At 61.4% G+C, this 21,716-nt stretch carries 18 protein-coding genes and 1 pseudogene; 14 read left to right on the top strand and 5 right to left on the bottom strand.

All coding sequences use genetic code 11. The features are described 5' to 3' along the window. Positions 1–129: 129 nt before the first annotated feature. Complete coding sequence (locus OC159_RS18115) at positions 130–1,182, bottom strand: PdxA family dehydrogenase (RefSeq protein ID WP_265502604.1); 1,053 nt, start codon at positions 1,180–1,182, stop codon at positions 130–132. Positions 1,183–1,456: 274 nt separating this feature from the next. Between OC159_RS18115 and OC159_RS18110 the strand changes: the two genes are divergently transcribed. Both OC159_RS18110 and OC159_RS18105 read left to right on the top strand, forming a co-directional pair. Next, the gene (locus tag OC159_RS18110) at positions 1,457–2,275 is read left to right on the top strand and encodes an alpha/beta fold hydrolase (RefSeq protein ID WP_265502603.1); all 819 of its coding nucleotides are present in this window, start codon (positions 1,457–1,459) and stop codon (positions 2,273–2,275) included. Continuing rightward, positions 2,272–3,852: a rhodanese-like domain-containing protein gene (locus OC159_RS18105; RefSeq protein ID WP_265502602.1), complete on the top strand. Its 1,581-nt coding sequence runs from the start codon at positions 2,272–2,274 to the stop codon at positions 3,850–3,852. Before OC159_RS18110 ends, OC159_RS18105 begins: the two co-directional genes overlap by 4 nt. Before the next feature lie 35 nt (positions 3,853–3,887). On the opposite strand, the gene OC159_RS18100 is transcribed toward OC159_RS18105, so the two are convergent. From OC159_RS18100 to OC159_RS18090, 3 genes are read right to left on the bottom strand one after another with little or no spacing between them, the layout of a single operon-like run. Beyond that, the gene (locus OC159_RS18100; protein ID WP_265502601.1) at positions 3,888–5,405 is read right to left on the bottom strand and encodes a tripartite tricarboxylate transporter permease; all 1,518 of its coding nucleotides are present in this window, start codon (positions 5,403–5,405) and stop codon (positions 3,888–3,890) included. Positions 5,406–5,414: 9 nt separating this feature from the next. Next, positions 5,415–5,879 carry a tripartite tricarboxylate transporter TctB family protein gene (locus OC159_RS18095; RefSeq protein WP_265502600.1) on the bottom strand — a complete coding sequence of 155 codons (465 nt, stop codon included), beginning with the start codon at positions 5,877–5,879 and terminating at the stop codon, positions 5,415–5,417. Between the two features lie 60 nt (positions 5,880–5,939). Continuing rightward, entirely contained in the window at positions 5,940–7,007 is a 1,068-nt protein-coding gene (locus tag OC159_RS18090) for a tripartite tricarboxylate transporter substrate binding protein (RefSeq protein WP_265502599.1), read from the bottom strand. A gap of 340 nt (positions 7,008–7,347) precedes the next feature. Between OC159_RS18090 and OC159_RS18085 the strand changes: the two genes are divergently transcribed. The 12 genes from OC159_RS18085 (at position 7,348) to OC159_RS18030 (ending at position 21,013) form a co-directional block, all read left to right on the top strand. Next, on the top strand, positions 7,348–8,778 hold the full coding sequence (locus OC159_RS18085; protein ID WP_265502598.1) for an MmgE/PrpD family protein: 1,431 nt from the start codon (positions 7,348–7,350) through the stop codon (positions 8,776–8,778). 19 nt (positions 8,779–8,797) lie between these two features. Further along, positions 8,798–9,844, top strand: coding sequence for an AbrB family transcriptional regulator (locus tag OC159_RS18080; protein ID WP_265502597.1), 1,047 nt, complete (start codon positions 8,798–8,800; stop codon positions 9,842–9,844). Next, the gene (locus OC159_RS18075) at positions 9,834–10,625 is read left to right on the top strand and encodes an SDR family NAD(P)-dependent oxidoreductase (RefSeq protein ID WP_265502596.1); all 792 of its coding nucleotides are present in this window, start codon (positions 9,834–9,836) and stop codon (positions 10,623–10,625) included. Before OC159_RS18080 ends, OC159_RS18075 begins: the two co-directional genes overlap by 11 nt. 13 nt (positions 10,626–10,638) lie before the next feature. Next, a complete protein-coding gene (locus OC159_RS18070; protein WP_265502595.1) occupies positions 10,639–12,021 on the top strand; it encodes an MmgE/PrpD family protein in 1,383 nt (460 codons plus the stop codon). Then, positions 11,949–13,103, top strand: a complete 1,155-nt coding sequence (locus tag OC159_RS18065) for an isocitrate/isopropylmalate dehydrogenase family protein (RefSeq protein WP_265502594.1) — start codon at positions 11,949–11,951, stop codon at positions 13,101–13,103. Before OC159_RS18070 ends, OC159_RS18065 begins: the two co-directional genes overlap by 73 nt. Positions 13,104–13,177: 74 nt before the next feature. After that, complete coding sequence (locus tag OC159_RS18060) at positions 13,178–13,882, top strand: FCD domain-containing protein (protein ID WP_265502593.1); 705 nt, start codon at positions 13,178–13,180, stop codon at positions 13,880–13,882. Between the two features lie 954 nt (positions 13,883–14,836). Further along, positions 14,837–15,787, top strand: a complete 951-nt coding sequence (locus OC159_RS18055; RefSeq protein ID WP_265502592.1) for a Bug family tripartite tricarboxylate transporter substrate binding protein — start codon at positions 14,837–14,839, stop codon at positions 15,785–15,787. A 100-nt stretch (positions 15,788–15,887) separates the two neighbouring features. Beyond that, positions 15,888–16,355, top strand: a complete 468-nt coding sequence (locus OC159_RS18050; protein ID WP_265502590.1) for a tripartite tricarboxylate transporter TctB family protein — start codon at positions 15,888–15,890, stop codon at positions 16,353–16,355. Between the two features lie 33 nt (positions 16,356–16,388). Then, the gene (locus OC159_RS18045; RefSeq protein WP_265502589.1) at positions 16,389–17,903 is read left to right on the top strand and encodes a tripartite tricarboxylate transporter permease; all 1,515 of its coding nucleotides are present in this window, start codon (positions 16,389–16,391) and stop codon (positions 17,901–17,903) included. A gap of 3 nt (positions 17,904–17,906) precedes the next feature. Continuing rightward, positions 17,907–19,286 (top strand): MmgE/PrpD family protein, encoded by a 1,380-nt coding sequence (locus OC159_RS18040; protein ID WP_265502587.1) that lies wholly within the window; start codon positions 17,907–17,909, stop codon positions 19,284–19,286. Continuing rightward, positions 19,283–20,023 (top strand): SDR family NAD(P)-dependent oxidoreductase, encoded by a 741-nt coding sequence (locus OC159_RS18035; protein WP_265502586.1) that lies wholly within the window; start codon positions 19,283–19,285, stop codon positions 20,021–20,023. The genes OC159_RS18040 and OC159_RS18035 overlap by 4 nt, the downstream gene beginning before the upstream one ends. A gap of 240 nt (positions 20,024–20,263) precedes the next feature. Beyond that, positions 20,264–21,013: a TSUP family transporter gene (locus OC159_RS18030; protein WP_265502585.1), complete on the top strand. Its 750-nt coding sequence runs from the start codon at positions 20,264–20,266 to the stop codon at positions 21,011–21,013. 248 nt (positions 21,014–21,261) lie between these two features. On the opposite strand, the pseudogene OC159_RS18025 reads toward OC159_RS18030, so the two are convergent. Further along, positions 21,262–21,522 (bottom strand): annotated as a pseudogene (locus tag OC159_RS18025) (IS256 family transposase); the annotation flags it as partial. Between the last annotated feature and the right edge of the window lie 194 nt (positions 21,523–21,716).

Genomic DNA, 21,716 nt, shown 5'->3' with positions numbered 1-21,716 from the left:
CGAAGTCGTCGAAGCGAAGGTTCAGCCCATAGCGGCCGGCAGCGGCCTCGAGGACGCGGATGCCCTCGGGCATGACCTCCTTGCCGATCCCGTCGCCCGGGATGACGGCGATCCTTGCGTGATTGACGCTCATGCTGCACTTCCCTCGGCTGGCTTCTCATCTCGGGACATGGCCAGGCGCGCCGCAAGCGCCAGCGCAGCTTCAAGTGCACCGGTATCGGCCTTGCCCTGCCCGACGATATCATAGGCTGTCCCGTGCGCGGGCGTCGCGAAGACAACCTCCAAGCCTGTCGTCACGGTGACGCCCTTGTTGAAGCCTCGCAGCTTGGTCGCGATCTGACCTTGATCGTGATACATCGCCAGGACACTGTCATATTCGCCAGCGAAGGCTTTCAGATAGACCGTATCCGAAGGGAAGGGCCCTTTGCACAGGATCCCTTCAGCCGCCATGTCGCGGACTGCAGGGGCGATGATGTCAATCTCTTCACGACCGAAGAGCCCGCCTTCACCTGCATGCGGGTTCAGGGCGGCAACGGCGATACGCGGGTCAGAGATACCCGCCTCGCGCAGGACCCGGTCGGTCAGGCGCAGCGATGCACAGATGTTGTCATAGGTGATTCCATCCAGCGCCTCGCGCAGAGAGACATGCGAGGTCACACGGCTCATCCATTGCCCGTCGAGGACGTTCATCTCGCGGAACAGCCCCTGATGATCTAGCAGGTGGGCAAACAGCTGGTGCTCGTCGGCAAAGCTCCAGCCGCCGTCAAACATCGCCTTCTTGTGCAGGGGGGCAAAGCAGATCCCCTGAACGTGGCCGCGCTTTGCAAGGTCGACAGCGGCGGCTAAAGTCTCGCCCACCAAGCGACCGACCTCTGGATCGGGAGCGCCGACTACTAGATTAGCAGGGTCGAGATTACCAAGATCGATCATCGGCACGGCCTCAGAACGATAAACAGCCTGCTCCGGATGCTCGATGACGGAGATCGGCACCTCGACACCCGCATGGCGCATCCCCTGCCGGATCACTCGCAAGTCGCCGATCAGCAGGATGTCCGCTACCTGCCGCGTGTGCGCCTTGGCCAGGACACGTGCTGTCTGTTCAGGCCCGATGCCGGTAGGATCGCCCGGTACCATCGCTAGGATCGGCCTATTGTCGCGCTGGTAAAGGTCATTGGACATCATCTGCTTCTCCTGAGGTATCCGTATCGTCACCATTTATAGTCAACAAATGCAGGTTTAGATACAAGTATTGTTGGACAATGTGGAAGGTTATTGCCAAGACTGTCCTTGACGAGCCTCCAATTCCGCTCGTCGGTAGCGGATGAGGTTTCCCATGAACGTCGAAATCGCCAGCACACGATCCTTGGCCGGAAATCTGCTCCCCGGCTTCACCCACCACCAGATTCAAACCTCAGGCGCACGGATAAATGTTGCCATTGGGGGGGAAGGCCCGCCTTTGCTGTTGCTGCATGGAAACCCGCTGACCCATGTCAGCTGGCACAAGATCGCCCCTGACCTGGCGCGCGAGTTCACCGTTATCGCCCCCGACCTGCGCGGCTATGGTGACAGCTCCAAGCCTGACGGAGGGTCGGACCATTCAGCTTACAGCTTTCGCGCAATGGGACAGGATAATTTCGAACTGATGGATCAGCTGGGCTTCGACCGATTCCAGGTCGCCGGCCACGACCGAGGTGCAAGAGTCGCATTTCGCATGGCGCTGGACCGTCCCGAACGAGTGGAACGACTGGCCGCTCTGGACATCGTGCCTACCCACACGGTGCTCACCAACGTCACCTTAGGCTGGGGGATGGAGGCCTATCACTGGTTCTTCATGGCGCAGAAGGCGCCCTTCCCCGAGGACCTGCTGTCGCGCGATCTCGGCTATTACATTCGTTACAAGCTGAACAAGAAGAATGTCGGGCTTGAGATCTTCTCGCCCGAGGCGATGGCCGAATATGTTCGCTGCACGACGCCGGAACAGATCCACGCCGTTTGCGAAGATTATCGCGCCACGGTGACATTGGACCTGGCGATGGATACCGAGGACTTCGGCAAGCGCAAGATCGCCTGCCCAGTGCTGGTCATGTGGGGTAGCAACAGCCATTGCGGGCGCCATTTCCGGCCGCTCGAGGCATGGAGCGGGTGGTCGGATGACCTGCGCGGGACAGATATTCCCACAGGCCATTATCCTGCCGAGCATCGGCCCGACCTGGTCTACCCGATCTTTCGGGACTTCTTTTCTGGGCACGAGCCGCGACTGGAGGATCTTGCATGACACGCGTCGATGCAGCAGAGGCTCAACGGATGTTCCATGACGGCCGTCCGCTGGCGCCGCTGGATGTACGCGAGGCGGGCCAATTCGGTGAGGGGCATGCCCTGTTTGCCATTCCCCTGCCCTATTCGCAGCTGGAGCGGCGCGTGGTCGATCTGGTGCCGCGCCTGTCGGAACGAGTCCTGCTGATCGATCAGGGGGATGGGGTCGCTGAGAAGGCCGCGCGGCGGCTGGCGGCGGCCGGTTATACGAACCTGCACCTGCTGGACAGGGGAATGCGTGCTTGGGAGGCTGCCGGGTTCGGTGTATACAAGGGCGTCAATGTACCGTCGAAGCTGCTGGGCGAACTTGCTGAGGCCATCTGGCATCCGGAGACCGTCTCTGCCGACGAGCTGGCACGGTGGCAGGCCGAGGGTCGACAACATCAGCTCTTCGACGCCCGCCCGGCCGAGGAATACAGCAAGATGCGAGTGCCGGGTGCGGTCTGCCTGCCCAACGGGGAACTCCCGCATCACGTCGCCCGTCTTGGCCTGGGGCCGGAGACGCCGGTGGTGATTACCTGCGCGGGGCGCACCCGCGGGATCGTCGGCGCCATCGGCCTGCGCTTGGCAGGTTGCGACGGACCGGTCCATGCGCTGGAAAACGGCACTCAAGGGTGGGCCTTGGCGGGATATGCGCTGGAGCAAGACAACAGGGCCGACATGGTGCCAACCCTTGATCCGAAGGCGGAAGCGGCCTCAGTCGCGGCGGGCCGGCGGATCATGCACCGCTTTGACATTCCAGCCATTGACGCCGCGGCTGCGGAGGACATGTTGTACGACGACACGCGCACGACCTATCTGATCGACGTGCGCAGCAACACCGAAGCAGAGGCGGACCCGCTTCCGGGGGCGCTGCAAGCGCCTTGCGGGCAGCTGGTGCAGGCCACTGACCAGTGGGTCGCCGTGCGTCATGCCCGCGTCCTCCTCTGCTGTGACACAGGACTGCGGTCGGCCTTGGCGGCTTTTTGGTTGCGGCAACTCGGCTACGAGCCGTTCATTCTGTTCCTGGCCGAGGCACGCGCTTTGGCCCGGCAGCCGGCGCCAACACGTATCGCCGCACCGGCCCTAGATTGCATCGGAACTGCTTCTGCCATGGCCGCCATTGCAGTAGGCGCGAAGGTCATCGACCTGCGCAGTTCGGCGGCTTTCCGCGCGGGGCATGTCGCAGGCGCCTCTTGGGGCATGCGTCCGCGCCTAGCCGGGCTCGTCAGGAAGAATCCCCACCGTCCCGTTCTTATCCTGACGGATTGTGTCTCCGATGCTGCTTTCGCGGCACGCGACCTGGCCGAAGCGGGCGTCAATTCGATTCGCGTAATCGAGGGGGGCGTTGACGCCATGCGAAAAGCCGGCGCTCCGATTGAGGCGACGCCGTGGCAGCCGGATGACGCAGCTAGGATCGACCACTTGTTCTTTGTTCACGATCGTCATCAGGGCAACCTAGCGGCCGCGCGGCAGTATCTGGCGTGGGAGACAGGGCTGGTGGCGCAGCTCAGCGCGTCCGAGCGCGCCGAGTTCCGCTTGATCTATCCGGGGAATTGAAAGCTGCGGTCGATCGCCGGCCACAGCTTTCCTTGCTACTCTGGCTTTCCTGCGGAGAGCTTGCTCGCCCGGCGCCGCTTGGACACTGCCTGCAGGGCGATCGACCCCAGCATCAGCGCAAAGATGATCAGGGCGCCGGGCCGCTGTACTGCATAGTCAACATAGTCGCCGCCGCTGATCTGATAGGTGCGCAACAGGTTGCTTTCCAGAAGCCCGCCCAGCAGCAACCCCACCACCGCAGCCGCAACGGGATAACCATAGCGCAGCATGGCCCAGCCCAGGATGGCGAAGACCCATAGCGTGATGGGACCTGCGGCGCTGCCCTCGATCGCGTACGCGCCGAAGTTCGACACGACAAGAACGCTCGGGATCAGGTAATGCAGCGGGACACGGACGATGTAGCTGGCCACGTAGACAAAGCCGAGGCCGACAAAGAGCAGCAGCACCGCCTGTGCAAAGTTCGAGAAGATCAGTGCATAGACGATGTCCTTGTTGTTGGCGATGAAACTGGGGCCGCCGACAATGTTGTGCATGGCGAAGGCAGCCAGCAGGATCGCCGTGGCGCCGCCGCCCGGAATGCCAAGCGCCAGCATTGTCCCCATCGCACCGCCCTCGGAGGACGAGTTTGCCGCCTCTGCCGCGATGACGCCGGCGGGGTTACCCTTCCCGAACGAGTCGGGGTCATCCGAATTGCGCCGTGTTTCCGAATAAGAAAGCAAGTTCGAGATGGATGAGCCAACACCAGGAATGGCTCCTATCAGAACCCCGATGATAGAGCCCCGCATGATAACCCACGGGAAACGAAAGGTCAGCCTGATCCCGGACAGAGTCTTGCCGAAACTGATCTTTCGGGCGCTTTCGTCGGTGATCAGATAGGTCGTATTGACAAGCCCGATCAGCTGGCTGGCGGCCAGCAGTCCCATCATCGCGGGAATCTGCGGGACACCGTCCAGCAACCAGGGAATGCCCATGGTGCCGCGGATGAACCCGGCCGAGTTGAATCCGACGGTTCCAAGCAAGACACCAAAGGCACCTGCCAGAAGACCTCTCGCTAGATAAGTGCCTGCCAGCGATCCCAGCAGCAGCATCCCCCAGATGGCAACAGCAAACATCTCGAGCGGGCCAAGCTTCAGCACCAGTCCGGAGACCGGGCCGATCAGCAGGAACAGCATTAGGTAGCTGCCAAGGCAGCCAAGAACCGAAGACGCCAACGCGACGCCCAAGGCTTCGTTGTGGCGTCCGGCGCGAGCCATTGGATATCCATCGAAGGTCGTCGCGACCGCCGACGAGGTCCCGGGGATATTCATCAGCACCGCCGGCACCGACCCGCCGAAGCCGGCGCCGGTATAGATCGCCGTCAGGAAGATGATGGCCGGCAGGAAGTCCATGTAGAGCGTCGCCGGCAGGGCAAAGGCCATGGCCATGGTGATGGAGATGCCCGGCATCGCGCCGAAGACCAGGCCGATGACCAGCCCTGGCAGAAGGTAGAGCCAAGCGCTCAGATCCGACGACAGGAGGGCAAAGGCCGCAGAGACAGCATCAAGCTCGATCATCTGGCACTCTCACAATACGGTCAGCGGGAAGGGGAAGGGCGTGATCGTGCCATAGCCATAGATGAGCAGGATCGTGAACAGGGCGCTGAAGCCAATGTTTACCCACCATCGCCGTTCGCCGCAGATGGCCATCGTCGCAACCATGAACAGGAAGGTGGCCACGTCGAAGCCGATACGCTCCAGCGTGAACGCTAGAAGGCCAAGCGCTGCGATTAGCGCAAGGCAACGCATCAACTCAAGCCGTGTCTCGCCAGCGACCGGCTCTTTGGCAGCATCCTTGCGCGGAAAGACTCCCGGCAGGATGAAGGCCGCCAGGATCAGTGCAAAAATCGACAGCGGCTGGATCAGCAGAAGGTTCGTGGGCAGGGTCGAGACGCCCCGCGCATCCAGAAGATAGGCGATGACGGTCACGACGATGACGGAAAGAAGAACGAGGTGGCCCCAGACCACCTTGCGGCGAGGCTTCGAGCTCATTGCAGGGTCTCCTGATGTGGAACAGCCCGCCCCTGATGGGCGGGCATGGAGAACATGATCCTATTGACCCTGCAGTAGGTGAAGATACTGCTCCATCACCTCTGCCGTCTCGGCCAGCATCTTGTTGGACTCTTCGGGTCCGTACCACTCGGTCGCAAGCTGCTGGGCTTCCAGTGCAGCAATCGCCTCGGGATTCTTCGATGCCGCCTCGATGGCTTCTGAGAGGATACGGAATGCCTCGGGATTGTTTTCCTGAAGCGTAGCATGCAGGCCCCAGCCCCGCTGCGAACCAACAACGACGCGTGCGTCTTCCCCCATCACGTCGGTGACAATTGCTCCTTCCCAGTCATCGCGTTGACGACGATCGAAGGTCAGCAGGGGGCGGATCTGCTCGCGCAGCGGTAGGAAGCCCTCCCCACCGACCAGGCCGATATCGACGACGCCACCCGCGACGGCATTCCGGGCCGGTCCGCCACCGTCGTACGTCACCATCCGGAGGGCATCGAAGTCTATGTCATTTGCGTCAGCGAGGATGCTGAGGTTGACCAGATCGGCCGAGGCGGCCTGTATCCCGATCGACAGGCTGCCCGGGTCCTCCTTCAGGCGCGCAATCACATCGTCGATTGTTTGCAGATCGGAGTCTGCGCTGGTCGCGAGCAGCGTGTAGTCCTGCGAGGGCAGGTTGACCATGTAGAAGTCGTCATAGCTGAAGGTCGCATCCTGGGTGAGGATGTTCAGCGGAAGGTAAGGCGCGGCCGAGGTGCACAGGATGGTGTAACCATCTGCGGGCTGCTGCATGAAGAACATGTGCCCAAGAAGCGCTCCTGCGCCGCCCCGGTTGATGATGGTCAACGGCTGACCTAGTTCCTCTTGCAGAAACGGTGCGAAGGCGCGGGCCAAGCGGTCATTGTAGCCGCCAGTGTCGAAGGGCACGACCACGTTGATCGGGCGGTTGGGAAAGCTGTCCTGCGCCCGAAGGAGCGAGGGCGTGGTCATTGCTGCTGCGGCGACCCCCGCGGATGCAAGCTGCAGCATGTGGCGCCGGGATAATCTGGATGTCATGTCAGTTTCCTCCTCAAACTGGCCTGTCGCGGATGCCGCGCACTTCATGGGTGGCAGGTTCTTCATGGATCAGGCGACGCTCAATCCTACGACACGCCCGCCTAGTGTCAACAATTGTTCTTCAGGACCCCGAGGCACAAAAAATGGTGCGACAGCACCTAGCGATGTCAATAAAGATGCATTTCGCTTAGATTTTCTCATTATATCAGAATATTAAGTTGGCTTAGCTCCTCATTCAAAGCAAATAAGAATGCTCTTCTAGTCAGATGAATTTTGACGCAAGCGCGCATCTATGTTGACAATCATGGCAATCTAAATCTGTATTGTATGATCTCAAGGCGAAAGAGCCCGCCAGACTTCATTTTACCCGCTGCACGAATCGTATGCACGAAACAGGAGAGACATGATGGCTAATGAGAATAGGGGTGCTGAAGGGGCGAGCGAGGCGGCAGGTCTTACTCAGGAGCTGGCAGGCTTTGTCCTTGACACTCAAGTCAGCGATCTTCCGACAGTAGTGATCGAGAATGGCAAGAAGTCGATCCTGGACGGCTTGGGACTTGCTCTGTCTGGTTCGGTTGCGAAGTCGGGCGAACTTGTTCTCCGGCATGTCGCCGATCTCTCCAGCCCCACGGGTGCTGCGACGGTGATCGGTTCAAACCTGCGAGTTCCGGCGCGCTTCGCCGCATTCTGCAATGGCGTCGGCATCCACGCTGACGATTACGATGATACGCAACTGGCTGTCGCCAAGGATCGCGTCTATGGCCTTCTGACACATCCGACGGCGCCGGCACTGCCGGCCGCACTGGCGATGGGCGAAACACTGGACGCCTCCGGTGCGGAGGTAATGCTGGCTTATCACTTGGGCGTCGAGGCCGAGTGCAAGATCGCCGAGGCGATCAACCCCCGCCACTACCAGGAAGGCTTTCATGCAACGGCGACCTGCGGCACCTTCGCCGCCGCCTCTGCGGCAGGACGACTGATGGGGCTGGACATGCCGACGTTGCAGCGCGCGCTGTCGATCGCAGGCAGCCAGTCAGCAGGGCTTCGCGAGAACTTCGGGACCATGACCAAGCCCTTCCATGCCGGCCGGTCGTCAGAAAGCGGCGTCGTTGCAGCACAGTTCGCCAGCTATGGCTGGTCCGCCGCAGGCAACATCCTCGAGGCGCCGCGCGGCTTCTTCAAGGCGGCGGGCGGCGGCTATGATGCGGGTGCCATCGCCGGCAAGTTCGGCAAGCCCTGGACGTTTGACCAGCCGGGGGTCTCGATCAAGCCGCATCCGTCGGGCTCGCTTACCCATCCGGGCATGACTGAGATGCTTCGGTTGATCGAGGAAAACGGCATCCGGGCCGAGGACGTTCGCCGCGTGCGCGTCGGCACCAACTCGAACATGCCCAACGCGCTGATCCACCACCAGCCGCAGAACGAGTTGCAGGCCAAGTTCTCGATGGAATTCTGCATGGCAATCCTTCTGATCGAGGGGCGCGCGGGGTTGGCCGAATTCACCGACGAGGTTGTGCTGCGCCCGGATGTGAAGGAGATGATCGCCAAGGTCGATTTCGTTGTGGACGAGCGGGCGGAGGCGGCGGGCTATCACCTGATGACCACCTATATCGATATCGAGTTGGCGGATGGCCGCACCATCAGCGGCATGTCAGATTTCGGCAAGGGCAGCCCGGCCAACCCGATGACCTATGAGGAGGTGGCGCAGAAATTCCGCGAGTGCGCACGGTTCGCAAGCTGGGATATGGGTAAGGCCGACGAGGTGGTTGCCATGGTCGCCCGGCTCGAGACGCTGCCGGACGTCCATGGGCTGATGGCGCTGCTGCGTCGGTCCTGAGCACATGGCGGTGGGCCAAGTGCTGCGAACACAAGCGCTGCGGCTTGCCGCCTATGCCTTGGGCGGCGTTGCCGGGGCGGCTGCCGCACGGATCGGTATGCCGCTGCCTTGGATGCTGGGGCCATTCTTCGTGTTTGCCGTCCTCTCCGCCTCCGGCTTTTCTTTTCCGGTGATCCCGCGCGGGCGAGAAATGGCCCAGATCGCTGTCGGGCTGGCCATAGGATTGCGTTTTACCTGGGCAAGCGTCGTGTCGCTGAGCCTTCTTCTGCCGCAGATGATCCTGGCGACACTGTATCTGATTTGCGTCACCACGCTGATTGCGGGGGTCTTCCGGCGACTGGCGGGCGTCGATCCGGTCACGGCCTTCTTTGCCACCGCGGCAGGTGGAGTTGCCGACATGGCGATCATTGCTGAACAGTTTGGCGGCGTGCCGTCGTCAGTGGCTGTTGTCCATGCGATGCGCGTGTCGCTTGTAGTAGCGATCACGCCCTTAATCATACTGCTTTCCACGGGACACTTCGCCTCTGGCCAGTCCGTGACAGGCGCCAGCCCTGTTCTGCCGGTTGTCGGAGCACTTGCGCTTGCGGCCACGGTGGCTTGGCTGCTGCGCACGACGCCCCTGCCAAATCCTTGGCTGGTCGGGCCAATACTGACGGGCATGGCCTTGGGCGTGACAGGTCTTGGCGCCTTTTCGGTGCCCAGCGGGCTGATCACGGTTGCGCAGGTGCTGCTGGGGGTCTGGCTGGGTTGTCAGTTTCGCCGTAACCTGCTGACCGCCCTGCCCCGCGTTACTGCCGCTGCCTTTGCCGTGGCAGGCCTTCTGGTGCTGGCGGCGCTACTGGGCGCGCTGGTGATGTCCGGCCTGTCGCAGCTGCCCTTCGTCACCGCATTCCTGGCGCTGGCTCCGGCCGCCGTCACTGAAATGGTGCTTGTTGCCAAGGTGATGCACCTCGATGCCGAAACGGTGGCAGCCTTCCACGTGATGCGAATCCTGATCGTCTCGTCCTCGATCCTGCTGATCTTTCGCATTTACAACGCCCTGAGAGGGAGCACCCATGGATCTTGAACTCGAAAAGCGGCGGTTCCTGATTGTCGGGGGCAGCTATGGGATCGGGCTGGCCACCGCACAGCTGGCCGCGCTGGAGGGCGCGCATGTCGCACTCGCCTCGCGAAGCGGCGAGAACTTGGCCTCTGCCAGCTTACAGATTGCGGACGTTCCAGATTTCCTGCCCCTGAATGTTGTCTGCGACGTGACCCAAGAGGGAGCGGGCGAGACGATCCTCGACCAGATCTCGCGGCACTGGACAGGCGTGGACGCACTGGTCTGTGCCGTCGGCGGCTCGGTGCGCTCCGCCTTTGAGGATCTGGGCGACGACGACTGGCTGCACAACTACCGCTTCAATGTGCTGTCTACAGTCCGCACCATCCGAGCTCTCCTGCCGTTGCTGCGGAAGGGCGACCGCCCCGCAATCGTGATGCTGGGGGCGGCCGCGTCGAAGATGCCCTATCCGCATCAGGTCATGTCCAACGTCCACAAGGCCGGGCTGCTGGGCCTCAACAAGACCTTGGCGGCAGAGCTGGCCGGTGACGGCATCCGCGTCAACCTTGTGGCACCCGGGCGGACGCTGACGCCGCTCTGGACCGGGCGCGCCGACAAGATGGCCGCTGAGCAGGGCCGCACGCGGGAAGAGGTCCTTGAAGAATTTTCGCGCGAGATCCCGATGCGGCGCTTCGGCACCGCAGACGAGGTCGCGCGCAACGTCCTGTGGTTCGCCAGCCCCTGCGCCAGCTACGTCACCGGGCAGGCACTGAACGTCGATGGCGGCATTGCCCGCGGTTTGCTTTGAAGGAGAAAAGAACATGAGCGGACACCACGAAACGCCCGCGGGCACGCCCGAAGTCACGCGCATGCTGGCGGAATGGGTCGTCGGCCTGGACGGCAGCGACATCCCGGATGAGGTTCGCAGAGAGGGCCTGCGGACATTCGTCAACTGGGTCGGCTGCGCCGTCGGCGGCGCCCGGCACGAAACGGTCGACGCGGCCCTGCGCGCAGTCATGCCCTTCAGCGGGGAACGCAATGCGACCGTCCTCGGGCGCCCCGAACGCCTTGACCCCCTGCATGCGGCCCTTCTGAACGGCATCACCTCTCATGTGCTGGATTACGACGACACGCATCTGAAGACGATCATCCATCCCGCCGGGCCGGTGGCCTCGGCTCTGCTGGCCCTTTCGGAAATTCGTCCCATGTCGGGCGAGGACTTCCTGACGGCGCTGATCATCGGTGTGGAGGTCGAATGCCGCATCGGAAACTCGGTTTACCCGCACCATTATGATCGTGGATGGCACATCACCGGCACTTCGGGCGTATTCGGCGCAGCCGCGGCTGTGGGCAAGGCGATAGGACTGGACCGCCAGCGCATGCAATGGGCCCTTGGTTTGGCCGCAACCCAGTCCTCGGGCCTGCGCGAGATGTTCGGCACCATGACCAAAAGCTTCCATCCGGGCCGCGCGGCGCAAAACGGCATGATGTCGGCGCTTATGGCGGAAGCTGGATTCGACAGTTCCGAACGCGCGCTGGAGGCGCCCCGTGGCTTTGCCACGGTGATGTCCGACAAGCAGGATTGGAGCGAGATCCTGGACGATCTGGGAACTCGGTGGGAAGCAGCGTTGAACAGCTACAAGCCTTTCGCTTGCGGCATCGTCATCCACCCCGCCATCGACGGGTGCCAGCAGATCCGGACCGAGATCGGCAACCGCGTGGCCGAGATTGCCTCGGTCCAGTTGACCACCCATCCGCTGGTGCTTGAGCTCACGGGCAAGCGCACCCCGCGCACCGGCCTCGAGGGCAAGTTCAGCGTTTTCCACGCGGCAGCTGTTGCGCTGCTCCAAGGTGATGGAGCGCCGACGGCCTTTACCGACGAGGTGGTCACCAACCCACAGGTCATCGACCTGCGCGACCGGATCAATGCAACCGCTGACCCCGCCTGTCACGAGGCATCGGTGACAATCCGCGTGACCTTCAAGGACGGCAGCACGCTGGACAAGCACATTGAACGCGCCATCGGCAGCAGCGAAGTCCCCCTGACCGACGAGCAGATCGACGACAAGTTCACCGTCCAGTCGGCGCTCGTGATCGGCGAAGCAGCCACTGAACAGTTGTTGCGCATGGCTTGGGAAACTCCCCGGTCGGCCGACATCTCGGAGATTGCGCGCTGCTCCAGCCAGAACGCGGTGTCGGCATGAGCAGCATCCGTCCCTTGCGGATCGGCGTGCTGGAGGGGGACGATATAGGTCATGAAATCGTCCCTGCCTCGGTTCGAGTCGCCAGCGCCGCCGCGGATCGTGCGGGCCAGCCCGTTGAATGGACCAACCTGCCCATCGGCCGAAGCGCACTGGAAAGCCATGGCCACACCATGCCGCCGGGCACGCTGGAAGCCTTGTCCGCGCTGGACGGATGGATTCTGGGGCCGATCGGACATCGCGCCTATCCGGACGTGCCTGAAGCGATCAATCCGCATCCGATCCTGCGAAAGCATTTCGACCTGTTCGCCAACGTGCGGCCGACGCGCTCCTTCTCTGACATCGGCTGTCTGCACGACAATGTCGACCTGGTCATCGTGCGCGAGAACAACGAGGGCTTCCAGCCGGACCGCAACGTCGTCGCTGGCTCGGGCGAGTTTCGCCCGAGCCACGACATGTCCATCTCGGTACGGGTCATCTCGCGGGAGGGCTCGCGCAAGGTTGCCCGGGCTGCGCTCCAGATCGCTCAGACAAGGCGCAAGCGCTTGACGCTGGTGCACAAGAACACGGTTTTTAAGCTGGGCTGCGGCATGTTCGTTGACGCCTGCAAGGAGGTCGCGGCCGAGTTCCCAGATGTCGAAGTCGATGAGGTCATCGTGGATACAATGGGGATGCGTCTGGTTCGGGATCCGCAAAGCTTCGACGTGGTGGTGACAACCAACATGTTCGGCGACATCCTGACGGATGTAGCCGCAGGCCTGGTAGGAGGTTTGGGCATGGCACCCGGCCTCTGCATCGGGCGAGGCGCGATCGCGATGGCACAGGCGACTCATGGCTCCGCCCCCGACATTGCTGGCCAAGGCATCGCAAATCCTTATGCGATGATGGAATCGACGCGGATGCTTTTCGACTGGCTGGGTCACGCCCACCGGCTGGATACGGCGGTGCGCATGGCCGAGATGATCAAGGCGGCGCTCGAATCCGCTCTCTCCTCGGCTGAGACTCGGACGCCGGACATCCGCGGGACGGGTACCCCCGATGCGATGGAGGCCGCCATCGTCGAGCACATCAACCGCAGCCTGTGACGAAAAATCGTATGGCAACTCTGGCGTTCTGCTATGAGTGTAAGGAAGTTCAGACACGGGACCTTGGACGCCATATGAGTTTTTCAGCCGATAACGCCACAAGCGCAGATGAAATCGAAGACCGGTCCGTATCGCGGACCGCCAAGATCGAACAGGCGCTGGAGCACCTGATCCTCGCGGGTGAATTGGCGCCGGGTGAACGACTGATCGAAACCGATCTCTCGCGCCGGTTTGGTACCAGCCGCGGGCCGCTGCGGGAAGCGATGCAGACGCTGGCGGCGAAGGGGTTGGTCGAGACGGTGCGTAACCGCGGCGTCATCGTGCGGTCGGTCTCAGCCCGTGAGGCCATGGAGCTTTACGACGTTCGCGCCGCCGTGTTCGGCCTTGCCGGGCGGCTGCTGACCGACCGGTTGAATGACATCATGCTGGAGACGATGTATGGCTTCGTCCATGATATGGAAGCGCTTGCAAAGGCCCGCTCCTTTGACGACTATTATCGCAAGAATCTTGCCTTCCACGACTACCTCATCACCTCGACAGGCAACCAGATCCTTGCCGCCGAATACCGCAGCTTCGTAAACAAGCTGCATCTCTGCCGCGCCAAGACTCTGGTGCAGGCGGGGGGCCTTGCGGTTTCTAACCGCGAGCATGCCGAGATGGTCGATGCCGTAGCCTCTGGCGATAAGATCCGAGCGCAGGAGGCGTTCTTTCGCCACGTCGAGCGTGCGAAGATCCGCTTCATTTCGACACTGAGCGACAAGACCGAAGGAATTTATTAGACCCAGCTATGCAGCCTGTGCAATGCAGGGCTTCACGTCGCTGCATTGCAGCAGCCGATGATAACTCTTATTCGTCCTTCCATCTGGACAGGACGATACAATGACCACCGCTCAACCCTTTGCCTCTGCACCAACGCTTGATGGAAGAGGCATGCCTCACAGAACGGCATCTGCCATTGCAGGATTTCTGGACCGCCTGAGCGCGGCCTTCCATGTGGCGCGGGCATTGGAAAATGATGAGGCGCCTGCAGATCGTGACCTGGAGACCTTGGGCATCAGGACAACTCGAACTGAATAGGGCTCGTACGCTCTGCAGCAGCTGCCGGGCCGTGTTGTTCGGGCTGATCAAGACTTTTGGAGCCGCACCCGCCGCCGCGGGCTGCGGCTTTCTTCTGTGGCAGGAACCGACCCGATGAAGATCGTCCTCGCGCGGCTTCTGTGACAGCCGGACTCTAATATTCGCTCAGGCCTGCCGACGAGTTGCACCAGCGAGCGGGAATGACGGATGACATGACGCAGCGAGTGCTGACTTGACCTTGCGAAGTTGATGCCTTGTCTCGGCCACTGGTGAATTTCGTCGATGTGGCGTGGAAAACACGCGCAGCGCAAAGGGCGTCCTCTTCCGCCGGCCGATGTTCTTGGCTGGTACGACAGTTTCGATTGCACCTCCTGATCCTCAAGGGTGTCTACAATCTTGCCGAATCGCAATCCTGATGATTGACATTCTCCGTAGCCTCGAGACTGCGCAACGCCGCCAATATTGGCGAATCTCCTTATATTTTATGCGCTGGAAGATTCCTATCTCCCGAGGGATGTGACGGCTACTGTCTGCCGCAAGCGGGACAGAACGAGCATCTCAACCAAGATTGTTGACAGTTTTGTGTCCGCGCCACTACAGTCGAAGTGGTTAGGCGGGGTCTTTAGCCTCGGCACCGACCATGAGGGAGGAAGTACATGTATCGCTCTTGTCTGCTCGCATTCAGCTCCGCAGTAGCGATGTTCGCTGCGGCGCCGCTTCAAGCGCAGGAATATCCTGTCGACACCGTTACCCTTGTGACGCACTCTAGCCCCGGCGGAGGAAGTGACGTTTTTCTTCGCGAGCTTTCGCGCTATCTCGGCCCGATCCTCGGTGCCACGGTGGTCGTCGAAAACGTGACTGGAGGCTCGGGCGCGACCGCGATGGCCAATCTCGCGCAGTCGCCTGCGGACGGTTCGCGCTTATACGCCACGACGCCGACGTTCATCTATACCTCGCTTCTGTCGAACCCCGAATACAGCTTCGACGATCTTGATCCATTGGTGAATTTTTTTATCGATCCAGAGGTCATCTTCACGGCCGCCAGCAGCCCCTACGAGACGCTGGAAGATGTCATCCAGCACGCCCGAGACGGCCGCGGTCGTTGGGGCGCCGCGAACCCTGCCTCGCTGGAGCGCCAGTCCCTGGAACTGCTCAAAGCAGAGACGGGCGTGAACGCGGCAGTGGTCACCCATGAAGGCGGCGGTGATCTGATGATCAACGTGCTGAACGGCACGCTCGAGATTGGCGTCGGTGAGATCCAGGAGTTGAAAGGGCAACTGGAAGCCGGCGAGATCCGTCTGCTTGCCTCGCTGACCAGCGATCGGATCGAGGCCTACCCAGACGTTCCGACGGTGCAGGAAGCGGGCTACGATGTGTTCGTTCGAAAGTTTCGCGGCTTGGCCGGTCCTCAGGGCCTGCCCGATGACGTTATTGCAGCCTGGGAGCGGGCGGTCCCGGAAGTGCTGGCGCTGCAGGAATACAAGGCGATCTACGAGGCCAACAGCCTGCGAGCCGAATTCATGCCGAACGAGGAGTATCAAGCCTTCATCACGGAGTTTGCCACGGAAACCGAAGAGTTCCTGCGCAGCACCGGCGTGATTGAGTGAACGCCTGAAGAGCGCGATTGCGACCTGAGTTGCCGCAACCGCATGCTGCAACCCGCCCTGATGGAGGACTGACATGATCACGCGTGACGCAGTGGGCGGCTTGGCCGCCATCGGTCTGGGCGCATGCTATCTTTATTTTGCCAGCCAGATGCGCGCAAGCTCTCTTGCGGACAGCTTCGGGCCGCAGGGGATGCCGCTCGTCTATGGCTGGCTGATGCTCGGCCTGGGCGTCGTCCTTGTGCTACAGTGGTTGGTGGCGACATCACGCAGTTCGAGCGAGACCCGCCAAGCGGCGCACGCCGACGCTTGGCGGGGGCAAGGCCGCAAGATCCTCCGGGCGGGCGGCTTATTCGGGCTTGCTGCCGCCTATCTCCCGATCGTCCAGACACTTGGATACCTGCCGTCGATGGCATTGCTGACATTCGCCGTTGCCCTTTATCTGGGCGCGCCTTTGACCTGGCGGCCCGTTGCCATCGGCATCGGCGGCGCGATCGTGCTCTGGCTGATCTTCGTGCAGCTGCTTGGCGTGCCAATGCCGCGCGGTATCCTGTCTGCGTTCGGCCTCTGAGGAAACGACTTCTCCAACCTGACGGAGCTCCTGATGGACACGATCCTCGCTTCCCTGCCCTACCTGCTCGAACCTTCAATCCTTATTGCGGCGATGATCGGCGTGACTTGGGGCATTCTGGGTGGCGCGATGCCCGGCATCTCTCCTTCCATTACGATGGCCCTGCTGCTGCCCTTCACCTATACGATGGAGCCGACAGCGGCGATCGTCCTTCTGGCCTCGACCTATATCGGCGCAGAATATGGAGGATCGGTCCCAGCTATCCTGATACGGACCCCCGGCACCAACGCCGCCGCCGCGACCGTCCTTGACGGCTACGAGATGAACAAGCAGGGCAAGGCGGGGCTGGCCCTGGGGATCTCACTTTACTCGGGGTTCATCGGCTCGATGATCGGCCTGGCATTGCTGATGCTGCTGTCGAAGCCGCTCGCAGGCGTTGCGCTGGCGTTCACACCGCCTGCTTATTTTGCGCTCGGCATCCTCGGCCTGAGCGTCATCGCCACACTGTCAGGGGACTCTCTCGTGAAGGGTCTCATCGCAGCCCTGCTGGGTCTGATGGTCGCGACAGTAGGAACCGATCCCGTTACGGGATCGAACCGCTTCACCTTCGGAAGCTCGGACCTGCTGGGCGGCATCGAGCCAGTGATGATCATGGTCGGCCTTTTCGCGATGAGTGAGCTTCTGGCACAAGCCTCCAAACGGGATGACATCAACAAGATCAGATCACGCCCGAAGATCGAGTTTCCAGGCCGCCATTTGGCGAAGCGGCTGATCCGGCCGCAGCTACTTGGAGCCGGCATCGGATCCTTCGAGGGCGTGATGCCCGGAGCTGGCGGCACCATTGCATCGTTCATGTCCTATAACGAAGCGCGCCGTTGGTCCTCGAAACCCGACGAGTTCGGCAAAGGATCGCCGGAAGGCATCGCCGCACCCGAAACAGCCAATAACGCAGTGGCCGAAACGGCCTTGGTCCCGCTGCTTTCCTTCGGCATTCCCGGTTCCAATTCCACCGCAATCCTGCTCGGCGGGTTCCTGATCCACGGGCTGCAGCCGGGCCCGATGCTCTTCCAGCGCTCGGCCGACGTCATCAGCGGTCTCTACGCCGGACTGTTCGTGGCGATCGTCGGAATGGTCGTGATGGGATTGGCGATGCTGCCGATCTGCATCTGGATGGTCAACCGCCCGCGACCCTATCTCAACGCCTTCATCCTCGCCCTGATCCTATCGGGAATTTATTCGATCCACGGCAGTCTCTTTGACGTAGGCATCATGCTGACGGCGGGGCTCGTCGGCTTCTTCATGCGGATTCTGCGCTTTCCTTTTCTTCCGACAGTTTTAGGGCTGGTTCTGGGATATCTTGTTGAAAGCAACTTCCGCCGATCGCTGGTCCTGTCGGGGGACGACTACACCGTCTTCACGAACGACTGGATCTCTTTGGGCCTCCTGACGGTGGCAGCGCTGTTCATCGCCGGATCCATCATCAAGCGCGCCGCCGCCGCATGGCGCAGAGACGAGCGTGCTGCTTTTTCAGAAGGCTCGGAGGGCTAATATATGCTTGATCACAACAATGGACCTAGCGTGTCAGAGCGCCTCGCCCAATGGGGTGCCACTCTTCGTCCCGAGGAGTTGCCAGGGAGCATGAGGACCAAGAGCCGCGACATCCTCGTCGACATCGTAGGTCTCTGCGTGGCGGCCCGGCAGACGGACTATGTTGCTGCAATACGCCAAGCCGTCGAACCTGGAAACTGCACTGTCATCGGGCAGTCTCGTGGCGCGACGGCTACGGGCGCCGCGCTGATCAACGGCACGGCCGCACATGGAGAGGATTTCGACGATACCTTTGAGGGCGGGCCGGTGCACTCGGGAGTCGTGATCGTCCCAGCGCTTCTGGCCGCGGCGGAGACCTACCAGCTGTCGAACGACCGGATGATGCTCGGCATCTCTGCAGGAATCGAGCTTCTCTGCAGGCTTGCGCTGACGCTGCCCAAGGCGGTCCACAAGGCGGGCTTCCACCCGACCGCCGTTCTGGGAACGTTTGCCGCGACCTTCGGGATCTGCGTTGCCTGCCGCGCCGACGAGAAGGTAACCGCCAATGCCTTGGGTGTGGCCGGTAGCATGGCCTCGGGAATCATCGAGTATCTGGGCGACGGAAGCTGGACCAAGCGCATGCATCCGGGCTGGTCGGCCCAGTCTGCGCTACGCGCCTACGCAATGGCCAAGGCAGGTTTCATCGGGCCGCGGATGGTTTTTGAGGGAGCGCACGGGGCCTTCAGCACCTTCGCGCCGTCGATCACGCCCCGGCTGGACCAACTGTTCGACGACCTTGGCGACATCTATGTCAGTGACAAAATCACCTTCAAACCCTATCCCTGCGGCACGATGGTACAGCCCTACATCGACTGCGCCGTCAAGCTGAAGAACCAAGGCGTCCCGCTGCAGGGCATCAGGTCCATCACCTGCAAGACGGCAGAAGGCATCGTCCACCGCCTCTGGGAGCCCTTGGAGCTGAAGCAGCAGCCACCTACGCCCTACGCTGCGAAATTTTCTGTTCCCTTCGGAGTGGCGCTCGGCCTTGTCCGTGGCCGCGCAAGCCTTGACGATTTTACGGAGGCCGCGATCGCGGACCGGCAGCTGCTCGAACTGGCCGGCAAGGTGGGGTTCGAAGTCGATCCAGACAACCCTTATCCCAATGCATTCACCGGTCACGTGCGGCTGACTTATGTCGATGGCGAAGTTCGAGAGATCGATCAGAGGCACATGCGCGGCGGCGCGGCAGAACCCCTCAGCCGAGCCGAGATTGATGCCAAATTTGCCGCCAACGTCGCCTTCGGCGGTGCCTTGGACGGGGATCGTCTTCTTAGCATCTGCAACCATATTGCCGCCATGGAGGGCGACCATACGCTTATCGGGCAACTGGAGGAACCGTCATGAACACGGAAAAGCGCAAGGTCGCGCTGGTCACCGGAGCATCGCGCAACATCGGACGTGCCATTGCCGTCCGGCTGGCCCAGGATGGATGCGACGTGGTTGTCCACGTCGGTCAGGATCTGTCTGCCGGTGAGGAAAGCGCCAATGCCGTTCGTGCGGCAGGCGCGCGTGCCGAGGTGATGGCTGCAGACCTGCGCCAAAAGGAAGCCATCACCGGGTTGGCCCAGGCCGCCGGAGAGGCGTTCGGTCGTCTTGACATCATCGTCAACAATGCTGCCATACGACCCGAGACACCATTTGCCGATCTGACGCTGGAGGCATGGCGCGATGTGATGTCGGTCTGCCTCGAGGCTCCCTTTCTACTGTGTCAGGCAGTTCTGCCTTACCTGTCGCGAAGCCCTTGTGGACGCATTGTCAACATCGGGGGGCTGACCGCACATACAGGCGCTGAAGGACGGGCCCATATCATCACGGCCAAGGCGGGGCTGGTGGGACTAACGAAGGCCTTGGCCCATGAACTCGCGGGTCATGGGATCTGCGTCAATTGTGTTTCACCCGGGCTGATCGAGACCAAGCGCGTCGGCGCGTCGCCGGCGCATCATACGTCCCGGCGAAACCTCCTCGGTTGGCGCGGCCTTCCTGATGATGTCGCCGATGCAGTGGCCTACCTCAGCGGCCCTACCGCCCGCTACGTTACGGGCCAGACCTTGCACGTGAGCGGCGGTGCTTTCCTGCCATGATCACCATTCAAGCCGTGTCAGCTTGAAATGATGGGGGGCAGCAATCTTTGGCACGGTAAGACGCCAGTAAAAGCTGCGAATTGGCAACATATCTTCCGAGAGACATCCGCCGGGCGAGAAAGTGAGCGCCCCCCAGTCAGAAAGCAGGTCGGCTATGATTGTTTGGCCTGAGGTAAAAATTGCGCCAGGTCTGTACACGCCTCTGCCCCGGCTCGACATCCGGCCTATTTCTGAGGCTTCATGACGCCGCTTCTGATGCTCGCTTTCGCCGCAACGGTCCTGACAACGTCATTCGTCTCGGGCTTGTTCGGAATGGCGGGAGGCATGCTGCTGATGGGCGTCCTTCTGTTTCTGGTGTCGGTTCCTGATGCGATGGTGCTCCATGGCGTGGCGCAAATGGCCTCAAACGGCTGGCGTGCACTGCTCTGGCGCAAGTACATACTCTGGCGCGTCGTCGCACGGTATATCATCGGACTTATTGCGGCAGGTATGCTGTTCGTGTCGCTGGTCATCGTTCCCGACGAACGAGTCGTTCTGCTTCTTTTGGGTGTTGTTCCGTTTGTAGGGCGGATGTTGCCAGACAAGATCATGCCTCAGGCGACTCAGCCCGGCGGCGCAGAATGGTGCGGGTTTATCTCTACCAGCCTGCAGCTTTTGTCCGGAGTATCCGGGCCTCTTCTCGATATGTTCTTCGTCCGCTCCGTACTAGACCGCCGTGTCGTGGTGGCAACGAAGGCTGCTTGTCAGGTGGTGACACATCTATCGAAGTTGCTTTACTTCGGCCTGCTGCTCGGTGGCGGGACAGCCTCGACCGTCGATCCGCTTGTACTTACGTTCGCGGTGGCAATGGCAGTACTAGGTACTTCGATGAGCCGGATGTTTCTGGAGAGAATGACTGACCAGAACTTCCGCAAGTACACCTGGCGGATCGTGATGGCCGTTGGGTGCGTATACTTGGTCAAAGGCCTTAATGGTTATCTGCCAGCCTGACACCTGAATGACAGCATCCACTACTACCGGCCGCAGCTCAATCGGTGTCAATAATCTTGATGGTAATTTAAGGATGATGTCCCGGGCGCTTTTCTGATCGCGTGGGCTAAGAACTAAGTCTTTCTGCGTTCGATGGATAGGGCTAGGCTCGGAGGTTATCTCCGCAGTTGCCGCGTGAGCGCCGCATGTTTGCGTTCAGGGTGGCGTGGTGGAAATGGAGCTATGCCCAAAACTTGGTGACGGCTTGATCAGGCGGCGGCTTGAAGTTGCTTGATGCCGTCCTTGAAGGCAATCCCTTGGACGATTTCCGGCAAACGGTTCGCCCCGTCCAGCTTTCGCCATTTTGCCTGCGCAGACATCATCAGCTTGAAGGCCATGGCGAGACCGGACTTGCGGCTCAGGCAGCCCTTTGTCCTGCCAGTGCGATGGCGTACGGTGGCGAAGGTGCTCTCGATCGGGTTCGAGGTGCGGATATGCTTCCAGTGCTCGGCGGGGAAGTCGTAGTGCGCACACCCCGGTGATCCGACCATGGATTCCATGAACATCCGACCGGTCCTTAAAGTGAAGCACCCCCGGACGAATGGGTCGTGTCGCGAATGTGGTGGAAATTGTTGAGCAGCGGGCTCCGGGCATGTGAGGTTGGCTCCAGTCAGGCCGCGGGGTCAAGAGACATCGGCTCGAGAGGCTGAGAAAGCGTTTTCCC

This window comes from Paracoccus beibuensis (genome assembly GCF_026162625.1).
Lineage (GTDB): Bacteria > Pseudomonadota > Alphaproteobacteria > Rhodobacterales > Rhodobacteraceae > Paracoccus > Paracoccus beibuensis.
The sequence above is the reverse complement of the archived record's forward strand: the minus strand, read 5'-3'. Positions and strand labels throughout refer to the sequence as shown.